This window comes from Micromonospora sp. NPDC049523 (assembly GCF_040676775.1).
In the GTDB taxonomy this organism is placed as follows: domain Bacteria; phylum Actinomycetota; class Actinomycetes; order Mycobacteriales; family Micromonosporaceae; genus Micromonospora_G.
Genome location: NZ_JBFAPP010000001.1, coordinates 108,640 through 122,450, shown reverse-complemented (window position 1 = coordinate 122,450; position 13,811 = coordinate 108,640). Strand labels below are relative to the sequence as shown.

The 13,811-nt window shown below is 72.9% G+C and carries 9 protein-coding genes and 1 riboswitch; of the genes, 1 reads left to right on the top strand and 8 read right to left on the bottom strand.

Translation table 11 applies throughout. The features are described from left to right. Positions 1–10: 10 nt before the first annotated feature. A complete protein-coding gene (locus AB0J90_RS00560) occupies positions 11–637 on the bottom strand; it encodes a precorrin-8X methylmutase (protein WP_363590726.1) in 627 nt (208 codons plus the stop codon). Further along, on the bottom strand, positions 634–1,902 hold the full coding sequence (cobG, locus tag AB0J90_RS00555; protein ID WP_363590725.1) for a precorrin-3B synthase: 1,269 nt from the start codon (positions 1,900–1,902) through the stop codon (positions 634–636). Before cobG ends, AB0J90_RS00560 begins: the two co-directional genes overlap by 4 nt. Positions 1,903–2,022: 120 nt before the next feature. Further along, a riboswitch (cobalamin riboswitch) is annotated at positions 2,023–2,145 on the top strand. A gap of 122 nt (positions 2,146–2,267) precedes the next feature. On the opposite strand from cobG, the gene cobN reads away from it, so the two are divergent. Next, the gene (gene cobN / locus AB0J90_RS00550; RefSeq protein ID WP_363590724.1) at positions 2,268–5,888 is read left to right on the top strand and encodes a cobaltochelatase subunit CobN; all 3,621 of its coding nucleotides are present in this window, start codon (positions 2,268–2,270) and stop codon (positions 5,886–5,888) included. Positions 5,889–5,929: 41 nt separating this feature from the next. Here the strand turns inward: cobN and AB0J90_RS00545 are convergent, their stop codons facing one another. The 6 genes from AB0J90_RS00545 to AB0J90_RS00520 form a co-directional block, all read right to left on the bottom strand. Beyond that, positions 5,930–7,123, bottom strand: coding sequence for a cytochrome P450 (locus tag AB0J90_RS00545; protein ID WP_363590723.1), 1,194 nt, complete (start codon positions 7,121–7,123; stop codon positions 5,930–5,932). A 64-nt stretch (positions 7,124–7,187) separates the two neighbouring features. Then, positions 7,188–8,399, bottom strand: coding sequence for a nucleotide disphospho-sugar-binding domain-containing protein (locus AB0J90_RS00540; protein WP_363590722.1), 1,212 nt, complete (start codon positions 8,397–8,399; stop codon positions 7,188–7,190). 44 nt (positions 8,400–8,443) lie between these two features. Continuing rightward, positions 8,444–9,781 carry a glycosyltransferase family 2 protein gene (locus AB0J90_RS00535; RefSeq protein ID WP_363590721.1) on the bottom strand — a complete coding sequence of 446 codons (1,338 nt, stop codon included), beginning with the start codon at positions 9,779–9,781 and terminating at the stop codon, positions 8,444–8,446. Next, positions 9,774–10,853 carry a histidinol-phosphate transaminase gene (locus AB0J90_RS00530; RefSeq protein ID WP_363590720.1) on the bottom strand — a complete coding sequence of 360 codons (1,080 nt, stop codon included), beginning with the start codon at positions 10,851–10,853 and terminating at the stop codon, positions 9,774–9,776. Before AB0J90_RS00530 ends, AB0J90_RS00535 begins: the two co-directional genes overlap by 8 nt. Next, entirely contained in the window at positions 10,850–12,133 is a 1,284-nt protein-coding gene (locus tag AB0J90_RS00525; RefSeq protein ID WP_363590719.1) for an NAD(P)/FAD-dependent oxidoreductase, read from the bottom strand. Before AB0J90_RS00525 ends, AB0J90_RS00530 begins: the two co-directional genes overlap by 4 nt. Then, positions 12,130–13,809 (bottom strand): prenyltransferase/squalene oxidase repeat-containing protein, encoded by a 1,680-nt coding sequence (locus AB0J90_RS00520; RefSeq protein ID WP_363590718.1) that lies wholly within the window; start codon positions 13,807–13,809, stop codon positions 12,130–12,132. Before AB0J90_RS00520 ends, AB0J90_RS00525 begins: the two co-directional genes overlap by 4 nt. Positions 13,810–13,811: the final 2 nt, after the last annotated feature.

The window sequence follows — 13,811 nt, the reverse complement described above, 5'->3', positions numbered from 1 at the left end:
TCCACGCTGGTCACTCTTTCTCGCTGGCGATGGCGTTGATCGCCGCCGCGGTCATCGCGCTGCCACCGCGCCGCCCGTGCACGACCAGGTATTCCAGTCCGCCGGCATGGTCGGCGAGCGCCCGCTTGGACTCGGCCGCGCCGATGAAGCCGACCGGGATGCCGAGCACCGCCGCCGGCCGCCCCGCACCCGCGTCGACCATTTCGAGCAGGCGGAACAGCGCGGTCGGGGCGTTGCCGACGGCTACCACCGCGCCGTCGAGCCGGTCGCCCCACAACTCCAGCGCGGCGGCGCTGCGGGTGGTGCCGAGTTCGGCGGCGAGCGCGGGCACCCGTGGGTCGCGCAGGGTGCAGATCACCTCGTTGTCGGCGGGCAGCCGGGTCCGGGTCACCCCGGAGGCGACCATCTCGGCGTCACAGAGGATCGGCGCCCCGGCGCGCAGCGCCGCCCGCGCCGCCGACACCACGCCGGGGGAGTGGTCGACGTCCGCCGGCAGGTCGACCATGCCGCAGGCGTGGATCATGCGTACGGTCACCGCGGCGACGTCGTCGGGCAGGCCCGACAGGTCCGCCTCGGCGCGGATCGTGGCGAACGACCGGCGGTAGATCTCCGCACCGTCGCGGACGTAGTCGATCACTTACCCCTCCGTGCCGCCGCGATCGCGGCAGCGGTTTCGTCCAGCGTCGCCGACCGCGGGTGCGGTCGACCGTCCAGGCTGACCTGGTAACCCTCGACGGTGGCCAGCACCTCGACATGCCGGTCCGCCGGCCGGCCGCAGCGCCGCTCACAACCGACCCAGTGCACCGGCAGGTCGCCAGCGCCCGGCACCGCCGAGGCGTGCACCCGGGTGGCGTCGGTCCGTACGTTCGCGAGCGCCTTCGCGCAGCCGGGACGCCCGGCGCAGCCGGTCACCCCGACCCAACCGGCGGCGGCATCCGCCACCAGACCCTCGGCCGCAAGCGTCGCCAGCCGGCGCTCAGCCTCGCGGGTGCTCAGATCGGGTACCACGACGGTGCGCCACGGAGTGATGTTGATCTCGTCGCTGCCCGCGCTCGCGGCTGCCCCGAGTGCGTCGAGCTGCGCTTTGGTGAGCCGGCCGAGCGGCACCACCAGCGCCAGCGCCACCCGCCCGTCGAGCTGGGACACCGCCCCGACCGGTGCTCGCGTCGGCACCTCGGGGATCGTCAGGTCGCCGGGCGGCACCAGGAGCGTCGGGTCGAGCGCCGCAACCAGGCGGGCGGTGACCCTCCGTACGCCGTCGTCGAGTTCGGCCAGCCGCCAGGCGGTGCTGTGCTGCGCGGTGGACTCGGCGAGGAACAAGCGCGCGGCGAGCAGGGCGGTCGAGGCGGCCTCCCGCGGGCTGACCCGTACTCCCGTGTCGGTGCCGGCCAGCAGCACCGCCACCGGACCTCCCGGCACGGCGAGCAGCCCCACGTCCGCCCCGAAGCCGGTCACGTCGCCCCGACCGTCGTCGACGGTGAACAGGAACCGACCGGGCAACCCGGCCAGCGCCGGATCTGCGCAGAGCCCCTCGTCCAGCGCGTCGACCAGCGGCCGGACGTCGAGCAAACCCCCACCGACCCGACCACTGAGTACGGAGGCGATGACGTTGCGTACGCGTTCGTGGGTCTCCGACGGCAGCAGCCCCGCCTCGTACAACCGGGCGGCCAGTTCCCGCTCGGCACCCGCCCGCAGGCCACGAAGCTGTACGTTCCCGCGCGAGGTCAGCTCCAGACCACCGTCACCGAGTTCGTCCGTGGCGGCGGCCAGCGCGGCCAACTGGTCGGCGTGCAGCCGCCCACCGGGCACCCGCACCCGGGCCAGGTTGCCGTCGGCAGCGGCATGTACGCGCAGCGTCCCCGGACAGGCGTCCGGTGCCGACCGCCCTCGTGGTGACCACACCCGGCGGATACTACGGCCTGGGTGGGCCCACCCCGGCGGAGCGGCACCCCTACCGGGGGCCGCTTGACGAACGGGGGTCCGACTCGTGAGAGTGAGAACCGCTGAACGCGGCGACAGGTGGAGGAAGCCGGTGTGATCCCGGCGCGGTCCCGCCACTGTTACCGGGGAGCGGACCCCGACACGGTCACGGCCCACACGGGCGGGAAGACCGGGGCGAGCGACGATCCGGGAGCCAGGAGACTCCGGGTCACCGCGCGGCATGGAGCGTACCCGTCCGGGCCCGCCCCGAGCCGCAACCGACGAACCCGGGGCGCGGACCCCGAGGGAGGAACCACCATGTCACGCCACGCCCTGCGCGGTGCCCGATGATCCTGCTCCTCTCCACCTCGGACACCGACCTGCTCTCCGGCAGGGCCAGTGGCGCCGACTTCCGGCTGGCCAACCCGGCCCGCACCTCGGTCGAGGACCTGCCCGCCCTGCTCGACGGCGTCGACCTCGTGGTCGTACGCATCCTCGGCGGCTACCGGGCCTGGGAGGAGGGGCTGGACGCGCTGCTGGCGGGTGCGCTGCCGGTCGTACTCCTCGGTGGTGAGCAGGCACCGGACGCGGAGCTGATGCGCCGCTCGACCGTGCCCGCCGGGGTGGCCGCGGAGGCCCACGCCTACCTCGCGCACGGCGGCCCGGCCAACCTCACCGAGCTGCACCGGTTCCTCTCCGACACGATCCTGCTCACCGGGTACGGCTTCGCCCCACCGGTGCCGACCCCCGAATGGGGACGGCTGGAGCGTACGGCCCGCAACAGCGACGGGCCGGTGATCGGGGTCCTCTACTACCGGGCCCACCACGTGGCCGGCAACACCGCCTTCGTCGAGACGCTCTGCACCGCGATCGAGGACGCCGGAGGTCGCCCGCTGCCGGTCTACTGCGCGTCGCTGCGCAGCCCGCAGGCCGCCCTGCTGGAAACCCTCGGTGAGGCGGACGCGCTGGTCGTGACCGTGCTCGCCGCCGGTGGCAGCCGACCCGCCGAGGCCGGTGCCGGCGGCGACGACGAGGCCTGGGACGTCGGCGCGCTCGCCGCCCTCGACGTGCCGATCCTGCAGGGGCTCTGCCTGACCAGCAGCCGTGCGGTCTGGGCGGACAACGACGACGGCCTCTCCCCGCTGGACACCGCCACCCAGGTCGCCATCCCCGAGTTCGACGGCCGGATCATCACCGTGCCGTTCTCGTTCAAGGAGATCGACTCCGACGGGCTGACCGTCTACGTGGCCGACCCGGAGCGATCCGCCCGGGTCGCCGGCATCGCGGTACGGCACGGCTCGCTGCGCCACATCCCGCCCGCGCAGCGCCGGATCGTGCTGATGCTGTCGGCGTACCCGACCAAGCACGCCCGGATCGGCAACGCGGTCGGCCTCGACACCCCGGCCAGCGTCGTCCGGCTGCTCACCGCCATGCGCGACCAGGGGTACGACATCGGTCCGGCCGACGGCCCCGACGCCTTCCCCGGAGTGACCGCCGGTGACGGCGACGCCCTGGTGCACGCGCTGATCGCCGCCGGTGGCCAGGACCTCAACTGGCTCACCGAGCAGCAGCTCGAAGCCAACCCGATCCGGATCCCGGCCAGCCGCTACCGGGCCTGGTACGACACCCTCCCGTCCGAGCTGCGCGAGGGCATGGAACGGCACTGGGGGCCGCCGCCCGGTGAACTGTTTGTCGACACCTCCCGCGACCCCGATGGCGAGATCGTGCTCGCCGCGCTGCGTTCCGGGAACACCGTGGTCATGGTCCAACCGCCGCGTGGTTTCGGCGAGAACCCGGTCGCCATCTACCACGACCCGGACCTGCCGCCGAGCCACCACTACCTGGCCGCGTACCGGTGGCTGGCCGACGAGTTCGGCGCGCACGCGATGGTGCACGTCGGCAAGCACGGCAACCTGGAGTGGCTGCCCGGCAAGACGCTCGGCATGTCCGCCGCCTGCGGGTCCGACGCCGCCCTCGGTGACCTGCCGCTGATCTACCCGTTCCTGGTCAACGACCCCGGCGAGGGGACCCAGGCCAAGCGGCGGGCGCACGCCACCCTGGTCGACCACCTGATCCCGCCGATGGCCCGCGCCGACAGCTACGGCGACATCGCCCGGCTGGAACAGCTCCTCGACGAACACGCGAACATCGCCGCGCTGGACCCGGCGAAGCTGCCGGCGATCCGGGCCCAGATCTGGACCCTGATCCAGGCCGCCAAGCTCGACCACGACCTCGGCCTGTCCGACCGGCCGCACGACGCCGAGTTCGACGAGTTCATCCTGCACGTCGACGGCTGGCTCTGCGAGGTCAAGGACGTCCAGATCCGCGACGGGCTGCACGTACTCGGGGTGGCGCCGAGCGGGCAGAACCGGGTCGACCTGGTGCTGGCGATGCTCCGCGCCCGGCAGATGTGGGCCGGTCAGGTCGCCGCCCTGCCCGGCCTGCGCGAGGCGCTCGGCCTGACCGAGGACGGCACCGCCGGCCGGGTCGAGGTCGACCGGATCGAGGAAACCGCCCGCGCGTTGGTGCTGGCGATGGAGGAACGGGACTGGACACCCGGCGTCGGCACCGAGGTGTGCGAACGGGTGCTCGGCGACGCCGTGGCCGACCACGAACCGGTGGTCCGGGTGCTGGAGTTCGCGGCAGGCGAGATCGTGCCCCGGCTGGACCGGACCAGCGACGAGATGACCTCGGTGCTGCACGCCCTCGACGGCGGCTACGTGGCCGCCGGCCCGAGCGGATCGCCACTGCGCGGCCTGGTCAACGTGCTGCCCACCGGCCGCAACTTCTACTCCGTCGACCCGAAGGCGGTGCCGAGCCGGCTGGCCTGGGAAGCCGGGCAGGCGATGGCGGACTCGCTGCTGGCCCGCTACAAGGCCGACAACGGGGAGTGGCCGCGCTCGGTCGGACTGTCCATGTGGGGCACCAGCGCCATGCGTACCGCCGGTGACGACATCGCCGAGGTACTCGCGCTGCTCGGCGTACGGCCACGCTGGGACGAGGCGTCGCGTCGGGTCACCGGCCTGGAACCGATCGACCCGGCCGAACTGGGCCGGCCCCGCATCGACGTCACGATGCGGATCAGCGGCTTCTTCCGGGACGCGTTCCCGCACGTGGTGGCCCTGCTCGACGACGCGGTACGCCTCGTCGCCGGACTCGACGAGCCGGCCGAGTCGAACTACGTACGCGCACACGCGCTCGCCGACCAGGCCGAGCACGGCGACGAGCGGCGCTCGACCATGCGCATCTTCGGCTCCAAACCGGGCGCGTACGGGGCCGGACTGCTCCCGCTGATCGACAGCCGGAACTGGCGCGACGACGCGGACCTCGCCGAGGTGTACGCGGTCTGGGGCGGTTACGCCTACGGCCGGGGCGTGGACGGGGTGCCCGCGCGCGGGGACATGGAGACGGCGTACCGGCGGATCGCGGTGGCGGTGAAGAACACCGACACCCGTGAGCACGACATCGCCGACTCCGACGACTACTTCCAGTACCACGGCGGCATGATCGCCACGGTACGGGCGCTCACCGGCAAGGCACCGGCGGCGTACATCGGGGACAGCACCCGGCCGGACGCGGTGCGTACCCGTACGTTGAGCGAGGAGACCGCCCGGATCTTCCGCGCCCGGGTGGTCAACCCGCGCTGGCTTGCGGCGATGCGCCGGCACGGCTACAAGGGCGCGTTCGAGTTGGCCGCGACCGTCGACTACCTCTTCGGGTACGACGCCACCGCCGGTGTGGTCGCCGACTGGATGTACGAGAAACTGGCCGAGACGTACGTGCTCGACCAGGAGAACCAGAAGTTCCTCACCGAGTCCAACCCGTGGGCGCTGCACGGCATCACCGAACGGTTGCTCGAAGCGGCCGACCGGCACCTCTGGGAGCACCCCGAGCAGGCCACCCTCGACGCCCTGCGCGAGCTGTACGTCCAGACCGAGGGCGACCTCGAAGACGACGGCTCCGAGTAGCAGGGCTGGGCCCCTTGTGAACGACAAGGGGCCCAGCCTCGCTACCAGGTGATCGGCAGGGTTTCCAGGGTGCGTACGGCCATGCCCTGACGGAACCGCAGCTCGTCGGTCGGCACCGCGATCCGCAGGTTCGGCAGCCGGCGCAGCAGCCCGCCCAGCGCCTCCTGCAACTCCATCCGGGCGAGCTGTGCGCCGAGACAGTGGTGGATGCCGGCGCCGAAGCCCAGGTGCGGGTTCTCCGGCCGGGACAGCCGGAGCTGGTCCGCGTCGGCGAACGCGGCCGGGTCCCGGTTCGCCGCGACGAACGCGGGCAGCACCGCCGAACCGGCCGGCAGGACCACCCCGCTCAGTTCGACCTCCTCGGTGGTGACCCGGGGCAGCATCACGCCGGTTTCACCGAGCTGGATGAAGCGGGTCAGTTCCTCGACCGCCTGCGGGATCCCGTCCAGGTCGGCGCGGAGCCGGGCGAACTCCTCCGGATGGTGCAGCAGCGTCAGCAGGAACATGTTGATCTGGTTGGTGGTGGTTTCGTGGCCACCGATGAGCACACCGACGCAGACCGAGACGAGCTCCCGCTCGGTGAGCTTGTCCTCGTCGTCACTGGCGCTGATCAGGGCGGTGATCAGGTCGTCGCCGGGTTCGGCGCGCTTGGCGTCGATCATGTCGGCGAAGCTGTCGAACGCCGCCTGGGTGCCCTCCGGATCCCGGCTCCAGTCGCCCATCATCGTGTCCGACCAGGTCTTGCAGAGATACCGCAGGTGCTCCGGTACGCCGAGCAACTCGCTGATCACCGCGATCGGGAACGGGGTGGAGAAATGCTTGGCCAGGTCGACCGGACGGGGTTGCGCCTCGACCGTGTCGAGCAGTTCGTCGACGAGTTTCGCCACCCACGGGCGCAGTTGCTCGACCCGACGCGGGGTGAAGGCGCGGGCGACGAGCCGGCGCATCCGGGTGTGGTCCGGCGGGTCCATCCCGATCAGCGACTCGGTTTCCAGCACGCCGAGTTCCTTCGGCGGCCCGCCCGGCCCGACGGCGGCGGCGCGGCTGAACCGGGCGTCGGTGAGCACCCGGCGGACGTCGGCGTACCGGCTCACCAGCCAGGCCGGGCTACCGTCGGGCATGGTCACCGGCACCACCGGCTGGTGATCGCGCAGCTCGGCGAGCTGCGGGGACGGGTGGAAGATCGTCGGCGGTGCCGCGAACGGGTAAGGAATCGGCGTCTGCTGGTCGGTCATCGGTAACCTGCCCTGGGGTTGAGCTGCGGATACGGTGCGGGTACGAGGGTCTGCCGCCGACGGTTCACGGCGGCGCGCTTGCCACCTGCCTGGTCGGTTGCCACTGCGCGGCGAGTCGTTGCAGCACCGGGACCAGGTCGGCCGGGGTGGGCCGGGACTCGATCCGGTCGCGCAACCGTCCCGCCGCCTCGGCCCAGTGCTCGGCCCGCAGCAGGTCGGCCACCCGGTCGCGGATCTCCGGGCCGCTCACCGAAGCGTCGGTGAGATAGTCGCCGGCTCCGGTGACGGCCAGCCGGCCGGCGTTGAAGTGCTGGTCGCTGACCTGGGGCAGCACCAGTTGGGGTACGCCGGCAGCCGCCGCGGTCATGGTGGTTCCGGCGCCTCCCTGGTGCACCAGCGCCCGGCAGGTCGGCAGGACCAGGTGCAGGGCCAGCGGTGCGGCGGCCAGCCGTACGTTGCGCGGCAGCTCGCCGAGCCGGTCGTGCTGGCTGGCGTCGACCGCGACCACCACCTCCACGTCCAGCGCGGCGATCGCCTCCACCACCTGTGCCGCGCCGAAGAACCCGGTCAGCTCGGCGCCGGCCATCATCGTTCCCCAGGTGACACAGACCCGGTCCCGGCCGCGTCCCACCGTCGCGTCGGTCGCCCACAACCAGTCCGGCACCCTCGACACCCCGTTGTAGGGCACGAACCGGGACGGCTGGCTGGTCACCGCCAGTGGCACCTGCATCGGCGCCGGACACGGGTCGACGGTCAGCGCGCCGTCGAGGTCGACCCGGTCGACGTCGACGCCGAGCCGGGCGGCCAACGGCCCGATCACCGTGTCCGGGTCGAGGTCGAGTTCACTGCCGGAGTCCGGCCCCCACAGGTGCCGCACCCCCGGTACGCCGAGCGCCGCCGCGGCGATCGCACCGGCCAGGTTGAACGGCTCGTACAGCACCAGGTCCGGCTGGAACACCCGACCGAAGGCCACCAGGTCGTCCAGCATCGCGTCGGCGTACCGGACCACACCGCCGTCCGGGGTGATCTCCGGCTTCATCCCGTCGCCGGCCGGGGCGGAGCCGGCGGACCGTGCCGCCACCCGGCCGATCTGCCCGCTGAACACCGCCGCGAAATCGAGGTCCACACCGACCGGTACGGCGGTCAGCCCGGCCGAGGTGATCGCGTCGACGAGCCCGGGCCGGCTGGCGACCCGCACCTCGTGACCGGCGGCCTGCAACGCCCAGCCGAGCGGGACCAGCGGAAAGAAGTGCGACCGCCAGCCCCAGGTTGTCATCAGCACCCGCACCGGTGCCGCCTACCGGCGCCGTACGGTGACCATCAGGCCCCGCCGATGGCGAGTATGGTCACCCCGTCGACCGTGCTGATCTCCACCGGGAAGTACGGCTCGACCGTGGTCCGGAGGAAGTCCAGCTCGTCGACGAAGGGCAGCGGGAGCAGGTCGGCGGCCCGCAGCCGGTCCTCGGTGCGGACCAGTTCCACCCGCCCCGCCACCCGCAGCGACTCCAACAGGTAACCGCCGAGGTCCTCCGGGTTGAAGAAGCGCCACACGTCGACGTTCACCACCCGGTCGAACCGGCGGTCGGCGTACGGGGTCAGCAGGCCCATCAGGTGCGGATTCCGCTCGCCCAGCGGGGCGTCGTAGTCGAAGGTGACCGCGTCCGGACCGAGTCGCGGCTTGCTCGCGCCGAAGCCGACCAGCAGGCTGTTGCCGCCGTCGAGCCGCTCCAGCAGTGCCGGCGGCAACTCGCCGACCTGGCCGAGGCCGTGTGCGCGGCAGACCTCCAGGGCATCCTCGAACCAGGCGATCCGCCGCACCAGGGTGGCCCAGTTGCCCGGGTAGCCGAGCAGCTCCATGTCGTACCGGGGGTGCTTGGTGGCGAGGTACCGGTAGTTCTCGGCGAGCTGCGCCATCAGCACCGGCCAGGCCCGGAAGTGCGGCACCGCGTAACAGAGCGCGTCCGCACCGAACTCGAAGGTGTCCCGGGACCGGCCGTACTGGTGGAAGATCCGGTAGAACAGGTCGTTGTCCTCGCCGCCCCAGGTCACCAGGGTCTCGTCGAAGCCGCCGATCGCCTCCAGGGTGGCCCGGTCCACCGAGGCGTTGTTGGTGTGCCCGTACAGCCAGGGGGCGCGGGGGAAGTCCCGGCGGTGGTTCTCGGCCGCGAACAGGTAGTCCCGGACGTCCTCCCGGTAGTCGCCGATCATCGCCTCGTCCGGGGTGCGCCCCGCCCGCAGCGCCCCGATCGCGGCCCAGTCGACCGCGACACTGCGGCCGAGCAGGACACCCGGGCGGTGGTCGCGTCCGGTGTGGAACTCCAGGTGCCGGCGGAGCAGGTCGGGGTGTGGGCAGTGGTCGGCGTCGACGAACACCACCACCTCACCGCGCGCCTCGTGCAGGCCCCGGTTACGGGCGACCGACCGGCCCCGGTTCTGTTCGTGCCGGACGAAGGTCAGGTCCAGGCGGTCCGCGTACGGCGTGACCAGCGCCTCCAGCGAGGGGGTCGAACCGTCGTCGACGACGATCACCTCGAACCGGTCGACGGGCAGGCTCTGCCGGGTGAGCCCGTCGAGGGTGATGTCGAGCAGGTGCCCGTGGTTGAGCACCGGCACCACCACGCTCACCACCGGGGTGGCCCCGGTTCGTCGGTCACTCACCGGACACCTCCGGGGCGAAGGTGCGGGCCACCGCGAGCAGTCGTTCGTTCGCCTCCGCCGAGCCGACGGTGATCCGTACGCCCTGGTCGGGGTAGGGGCGTACCAGGATGCCGGCCTGCCGGCACCGGGCGGCGAAGTCGGCCGCGGCCGGACCCAGCGGCAGCCAGAGGAAGTTCGCCTCGCTCGGCGCGACCGGCAGCCCAGCGGCCAGCAGTTCGTCGCGCAGTGCGGTGCGGGCCGCGATCAGGTCGTCGCGCCGCTTGGCCAGTTCCACGCCCGCGCTCTCGTCCAGCGACGCCAGCGCCGCCGCCTGCCCGAGGCCGCCGGGGTAGAAGACCAACCCGACCATCCGTGCCGCCGCCGCGATCGCCGGGGCCGCCACCGCGTAGCCCACCCGCAGGGTGGCCAGGCCGTACGCCTTGGAGAAGGTACGCAACACGCAGACGTTCTGGTGCTCCCGGTAAAGATCGAGGGCATCGGGTACGTCGGGATCGGTGACGAACTCCCGGTACGCCTCGTCGATGATCACCACCACCTCGGGCGGGATCCGGTCGAGGAAGTCCTCGAGTTCGGCGCGTCCCAGCACCGCCCCGGTCGGGTTGTTCGGGTTGCAGATCAGCACGCACCGGGTCCGGTCGGTCACCGCCGCGGCCATCGCCGGCAGGTCGTGCCGGTAGCCGTCGAGCGGCACCGGCACCGGCCGGCAGCCGGCGTTGGCGACGATGAGCGGGTAGCCCTCGAAGGAGAGCGCCGGGTACACCACCTCGGTACGGTCGCGCCCGAGCGAGGCGACGATGTGCTGGCTCAGCCCGGCCGAGCCCGGCCCCACCAGCACCTCTGCCGGCGGTACGTCCAACCGTCGGGCGAGCGCCGCGACCAGGGTGCCGGCGGTGTGCTCCGGGTACCGGTTGAGCCGGTGCGCCCCCTCCTGCACCAGGCGCAGCACGCTGGGCAGCGGCGGGTAGGGCGTCTCGTTCATCGCGAGGTCCTCCGGCGCCGGTCCGGTCGGGGCGACCCCGCCCGTCGCGTCGGTGGCCTGCCCGGCCCGGCTCGAGTCCACTGTGCTGGTCATGGTGTCGTACCGCCGTTCGCCGTGGGCCGCACCGTGCCGGCGTACGCGCGCCGGTCGCTGAGCAGCCCGAGTTGGTAGAGCCGGTCGACCGGGGTCAACCGGTGCAGGTCGACCCCGGCGAGATTGCCGGTGGTCAGTCGGAGCAGGCGTGGGTTGGCCGCGGTGTGCCGCATCATCCGCCCGCCCAGCAGTCGCGCCACCCCGGTGGTGCTGGTCAGCATCCGGGCCGCGTTGTGGCTGACCGTCGCGGTGTGGTCCAGCCGGCGCAGCCGGGTGCCGTGGTACTCGGTCAGCGCCCGGTCCACCGCATCGGCCTCGGTGCCGCCGGCCGCCCTGATTAGGTCGGCCAGGGTCTCCGCGTCACCGAGCGAGCTGTTCATGCCCTGCGCCGCCATCGGATGTACGGCGTGCGCCGCCTCGCCGACCAGGGCGAGTCCGGCCGTGGCCAGCCGGGGCGCGCGGAGCCGGTAGACGGCGAGGATCTGCCGGTGTCGCAGGTTCGCCCGCAGCGCCCCGGCGAGCGGTGCCAGGGCCGGCAGCCCGGCCAGTACCCGGTCACACCAGCCGGTCAGCGCGTCCGCGCCGAGCCCGCGCATCTCGTCGGCGCGGATCTGCACGTAGAGCCGGCACCGGCCGCCGGGCAGCGGATAGACCAGCCGCAGGCCTTCCTCGCCGCGATAGGCGCTCACCTCCGGGGCCACCTCGACACCGGGCAGGTCGAAGGCGAGCAGCTTGTGGTCGTAGTCGTGCCGCTCACCGGCGAGTTCGACCGACTTGCGCAGTCGGGAGGAGAGCCCGTCGGCGGCGACCACCAACCGGGCGGCGATCTCCACCGGACGGCCTTCGTCGAGTACCCGTACCCCGGTCACCCGGCCGGCCGGGTCGCGCAGCGCCTCCTCGACCAGCACACCTCGGCGGACCTCCACGTTCGGGTCCAGCGTGCCGGCCAGCGCGCGCAGCACGTTGGAGTACCCGGTGCAGAGGATCTGCCGGTACGCCCCGGGCAGCGCGTCGTAGTCCAGGCCGAGCAGCATCCGCCCGTTCGGGTCCCGGATGGCGAGCCGGCTCACCGGGACCGCGCCGCCGTCGAGCAGCGCCGGCAGCGCACCCCAGTCGTGCAGGATGCGGACCGACTCCGGTTGTAGCAGTTCACCCTTGGCCACCTCGGCCGGTGCCGCCTGCCGGTCCAGCACCAGCACCGACAGCCCCAGGGCGCCGAGCGCACGCGCGCTGGCCAGGCCGCCGACCCCGGCGCCGCAGACCACGACGTCGTAGCTCAACGCGCCGCCGCCCCAACCGCCGCGCGGTAGCTGCCCAGCGCCCGCAGCGCCAGCGACTGGGCGATGGCACCGTTCGGGTAGTACATGTAGTGCCGGATGTAGGCGCAGATCCGGCTGGGCCGCCAGATGCCGTCCGGTTCCTGGGCGCCCAGCAGCCAGCCGATCCCGCGCCGGATCACCTCGTCGTCGGCGGGCACACCGGCGGCGAGCAGGGCCGGCAGGGTCCAGGCGGTCTCCTCCACCGAACCGTCGTCGGTCGCGCCGCCCGAACCCCACGACCCGTTCGCCAGTTGGGCTCGGAGCAGCCACTCCTTGGCCCGTACGGCCACCGGGTCGGCGCCGAGGCCGGCGTGGACCAGCGCGTCGAGCACGATCGCGGTGCCGGTGGTGAAGTCGCGGTACCAGAGGTTGTGGAAGGAGCCGTCGGGGCGTTGCTGGGTCAGCAGCCACTGGGCGGCGGCCACCACCGGTGGGCTGTCCGGGGCGTGACCGGCGTCGCGCAGGGCGATGATGCCCTGGCTGGTGATGCCGGGACACGGCCCGTCGTTGGGCAGCTTGGTGTCGCGTACCCAGAGGCTCCAGGAGCCGCGCTGGTCCTGTCGGCCGACCAGCCAGTCGAGGCCCGTACGCAGCACCGGGTCGCCGTCGTGCCCGGGCAGCCGGGCCAGCGCGGAGAGGATCTCGGCCGACTCCAGGGTGACCGGCCAGCCCCGTGGGCCGGAGTAGCTCCAGCCGCCGGCCGGCACCCCCAGCACGGTGAACGGTTCGGCCTGCTGGTTGCGGTGGAACAGCTCGCGGGTGGCGGCCAGCCGAGGGTCGTCGCCGTAGCCGGCCGCGATCAGCCCGGTGGCGGCGAAACCGGAGCGGGTCAGGTCGAGGTTGGCGACCGCGTCCCACGACCCGTCCGGCCGGACCGAACCGCGCAGGAAGCCGGTGATCGCGGTGACCAGGTGCGGGGCTTCACCGGCGTGGGTCAGACCGAGGCTGACCAGCGCGGCGGGCCACGGGTCCTCGCTGAGCACACCGGTCTGTCCCTCGTGCCGGTGGATCGTCTCCAGCAGGCGCAGCGCGGTCGGCAGGGCGAGCCGGCGGGTGGCCCGGCGCAGCGGACCGGGCGGCGGCAGGGTACGGGTCTGCAGCAGCGCCATCCCGATGAACGGTGCGGTACGGAACGACATCCGCTGCCGCCGTACCTTGTCGAACAGGACCAGTTCCAGCGGCAGCCGGCGCAACTGACCCGCTTCGGGGAGCCCGGCGAGGGCCAGGAACTGCTTGCACATGGCGGTCACCGCCAGGTCGTCGATGACGGCGACCCCGCCGAGTTCGGCCAGCCGGCGACGGCCGGCGGCGACCGCCTCCTCGCTCTGCTTCGGTGCGACGTGGTGCAGGGTGGCGGTGGCGATGATGGTGGGCACCAGTTCGGTGTCGGCGCCGGCCACCCCGCCCCAGCCGCCGTCGGGTCGCTGGTACCGGCGTAACCACTGGGCACCGGTTTCCACGAGTTCGGCCGAGCCGGCCGGGTCGGCGGCGTGCAGGGCGGCGATGGACCCCGAGGTGCCGAGTACGGAGCCGGGCGGTGCGTCGCTGAACGCACCGTCGGGGCGCTGGCGCCGGAACATCTCCTCGGCTCCGGCGGAGATGGCACGGGTGATCTGGTCGATGTGGACCGACTGCATAT

Coding starts and splice junctions, on each gene's coding strand:
- cobN (WP_363590724.1), top strand. CDS start 2,268: ATGATCCTGCTCCTCTCCACCTCGGACACCGACCTGCTCTCCGGCAGG.
- AB0J90_RS00545 (WP_363590723.1), bottom strand. CDS start 7,123: ATGACCGACCAGCAGACGCCGATTCCTTACCCGTTCGCGGCACCGCCG.
- AB0J90_RS00540 (WP_363590722.1), bottom strand. CDS start 8,399: ATGACAACCTGGGGCTGGCGGTCGCACTTCTTTCCGCTGGTCCCGCTC.
- AB0J90_RS00530 (WP_363590720.1), bottom strand. CDS start 10,853: ATGACCAGCACAGTGGACTCGAGCCGGGCCGGGCAGGCCACCGACGCG.
- AB0J90_RS00520 (WP_363590718.1), bottom strand. CDS start 13,809: ATGCAGTCGGTCCACATCGACCAGATCACCCGTGCCATCTCCGCCGGA.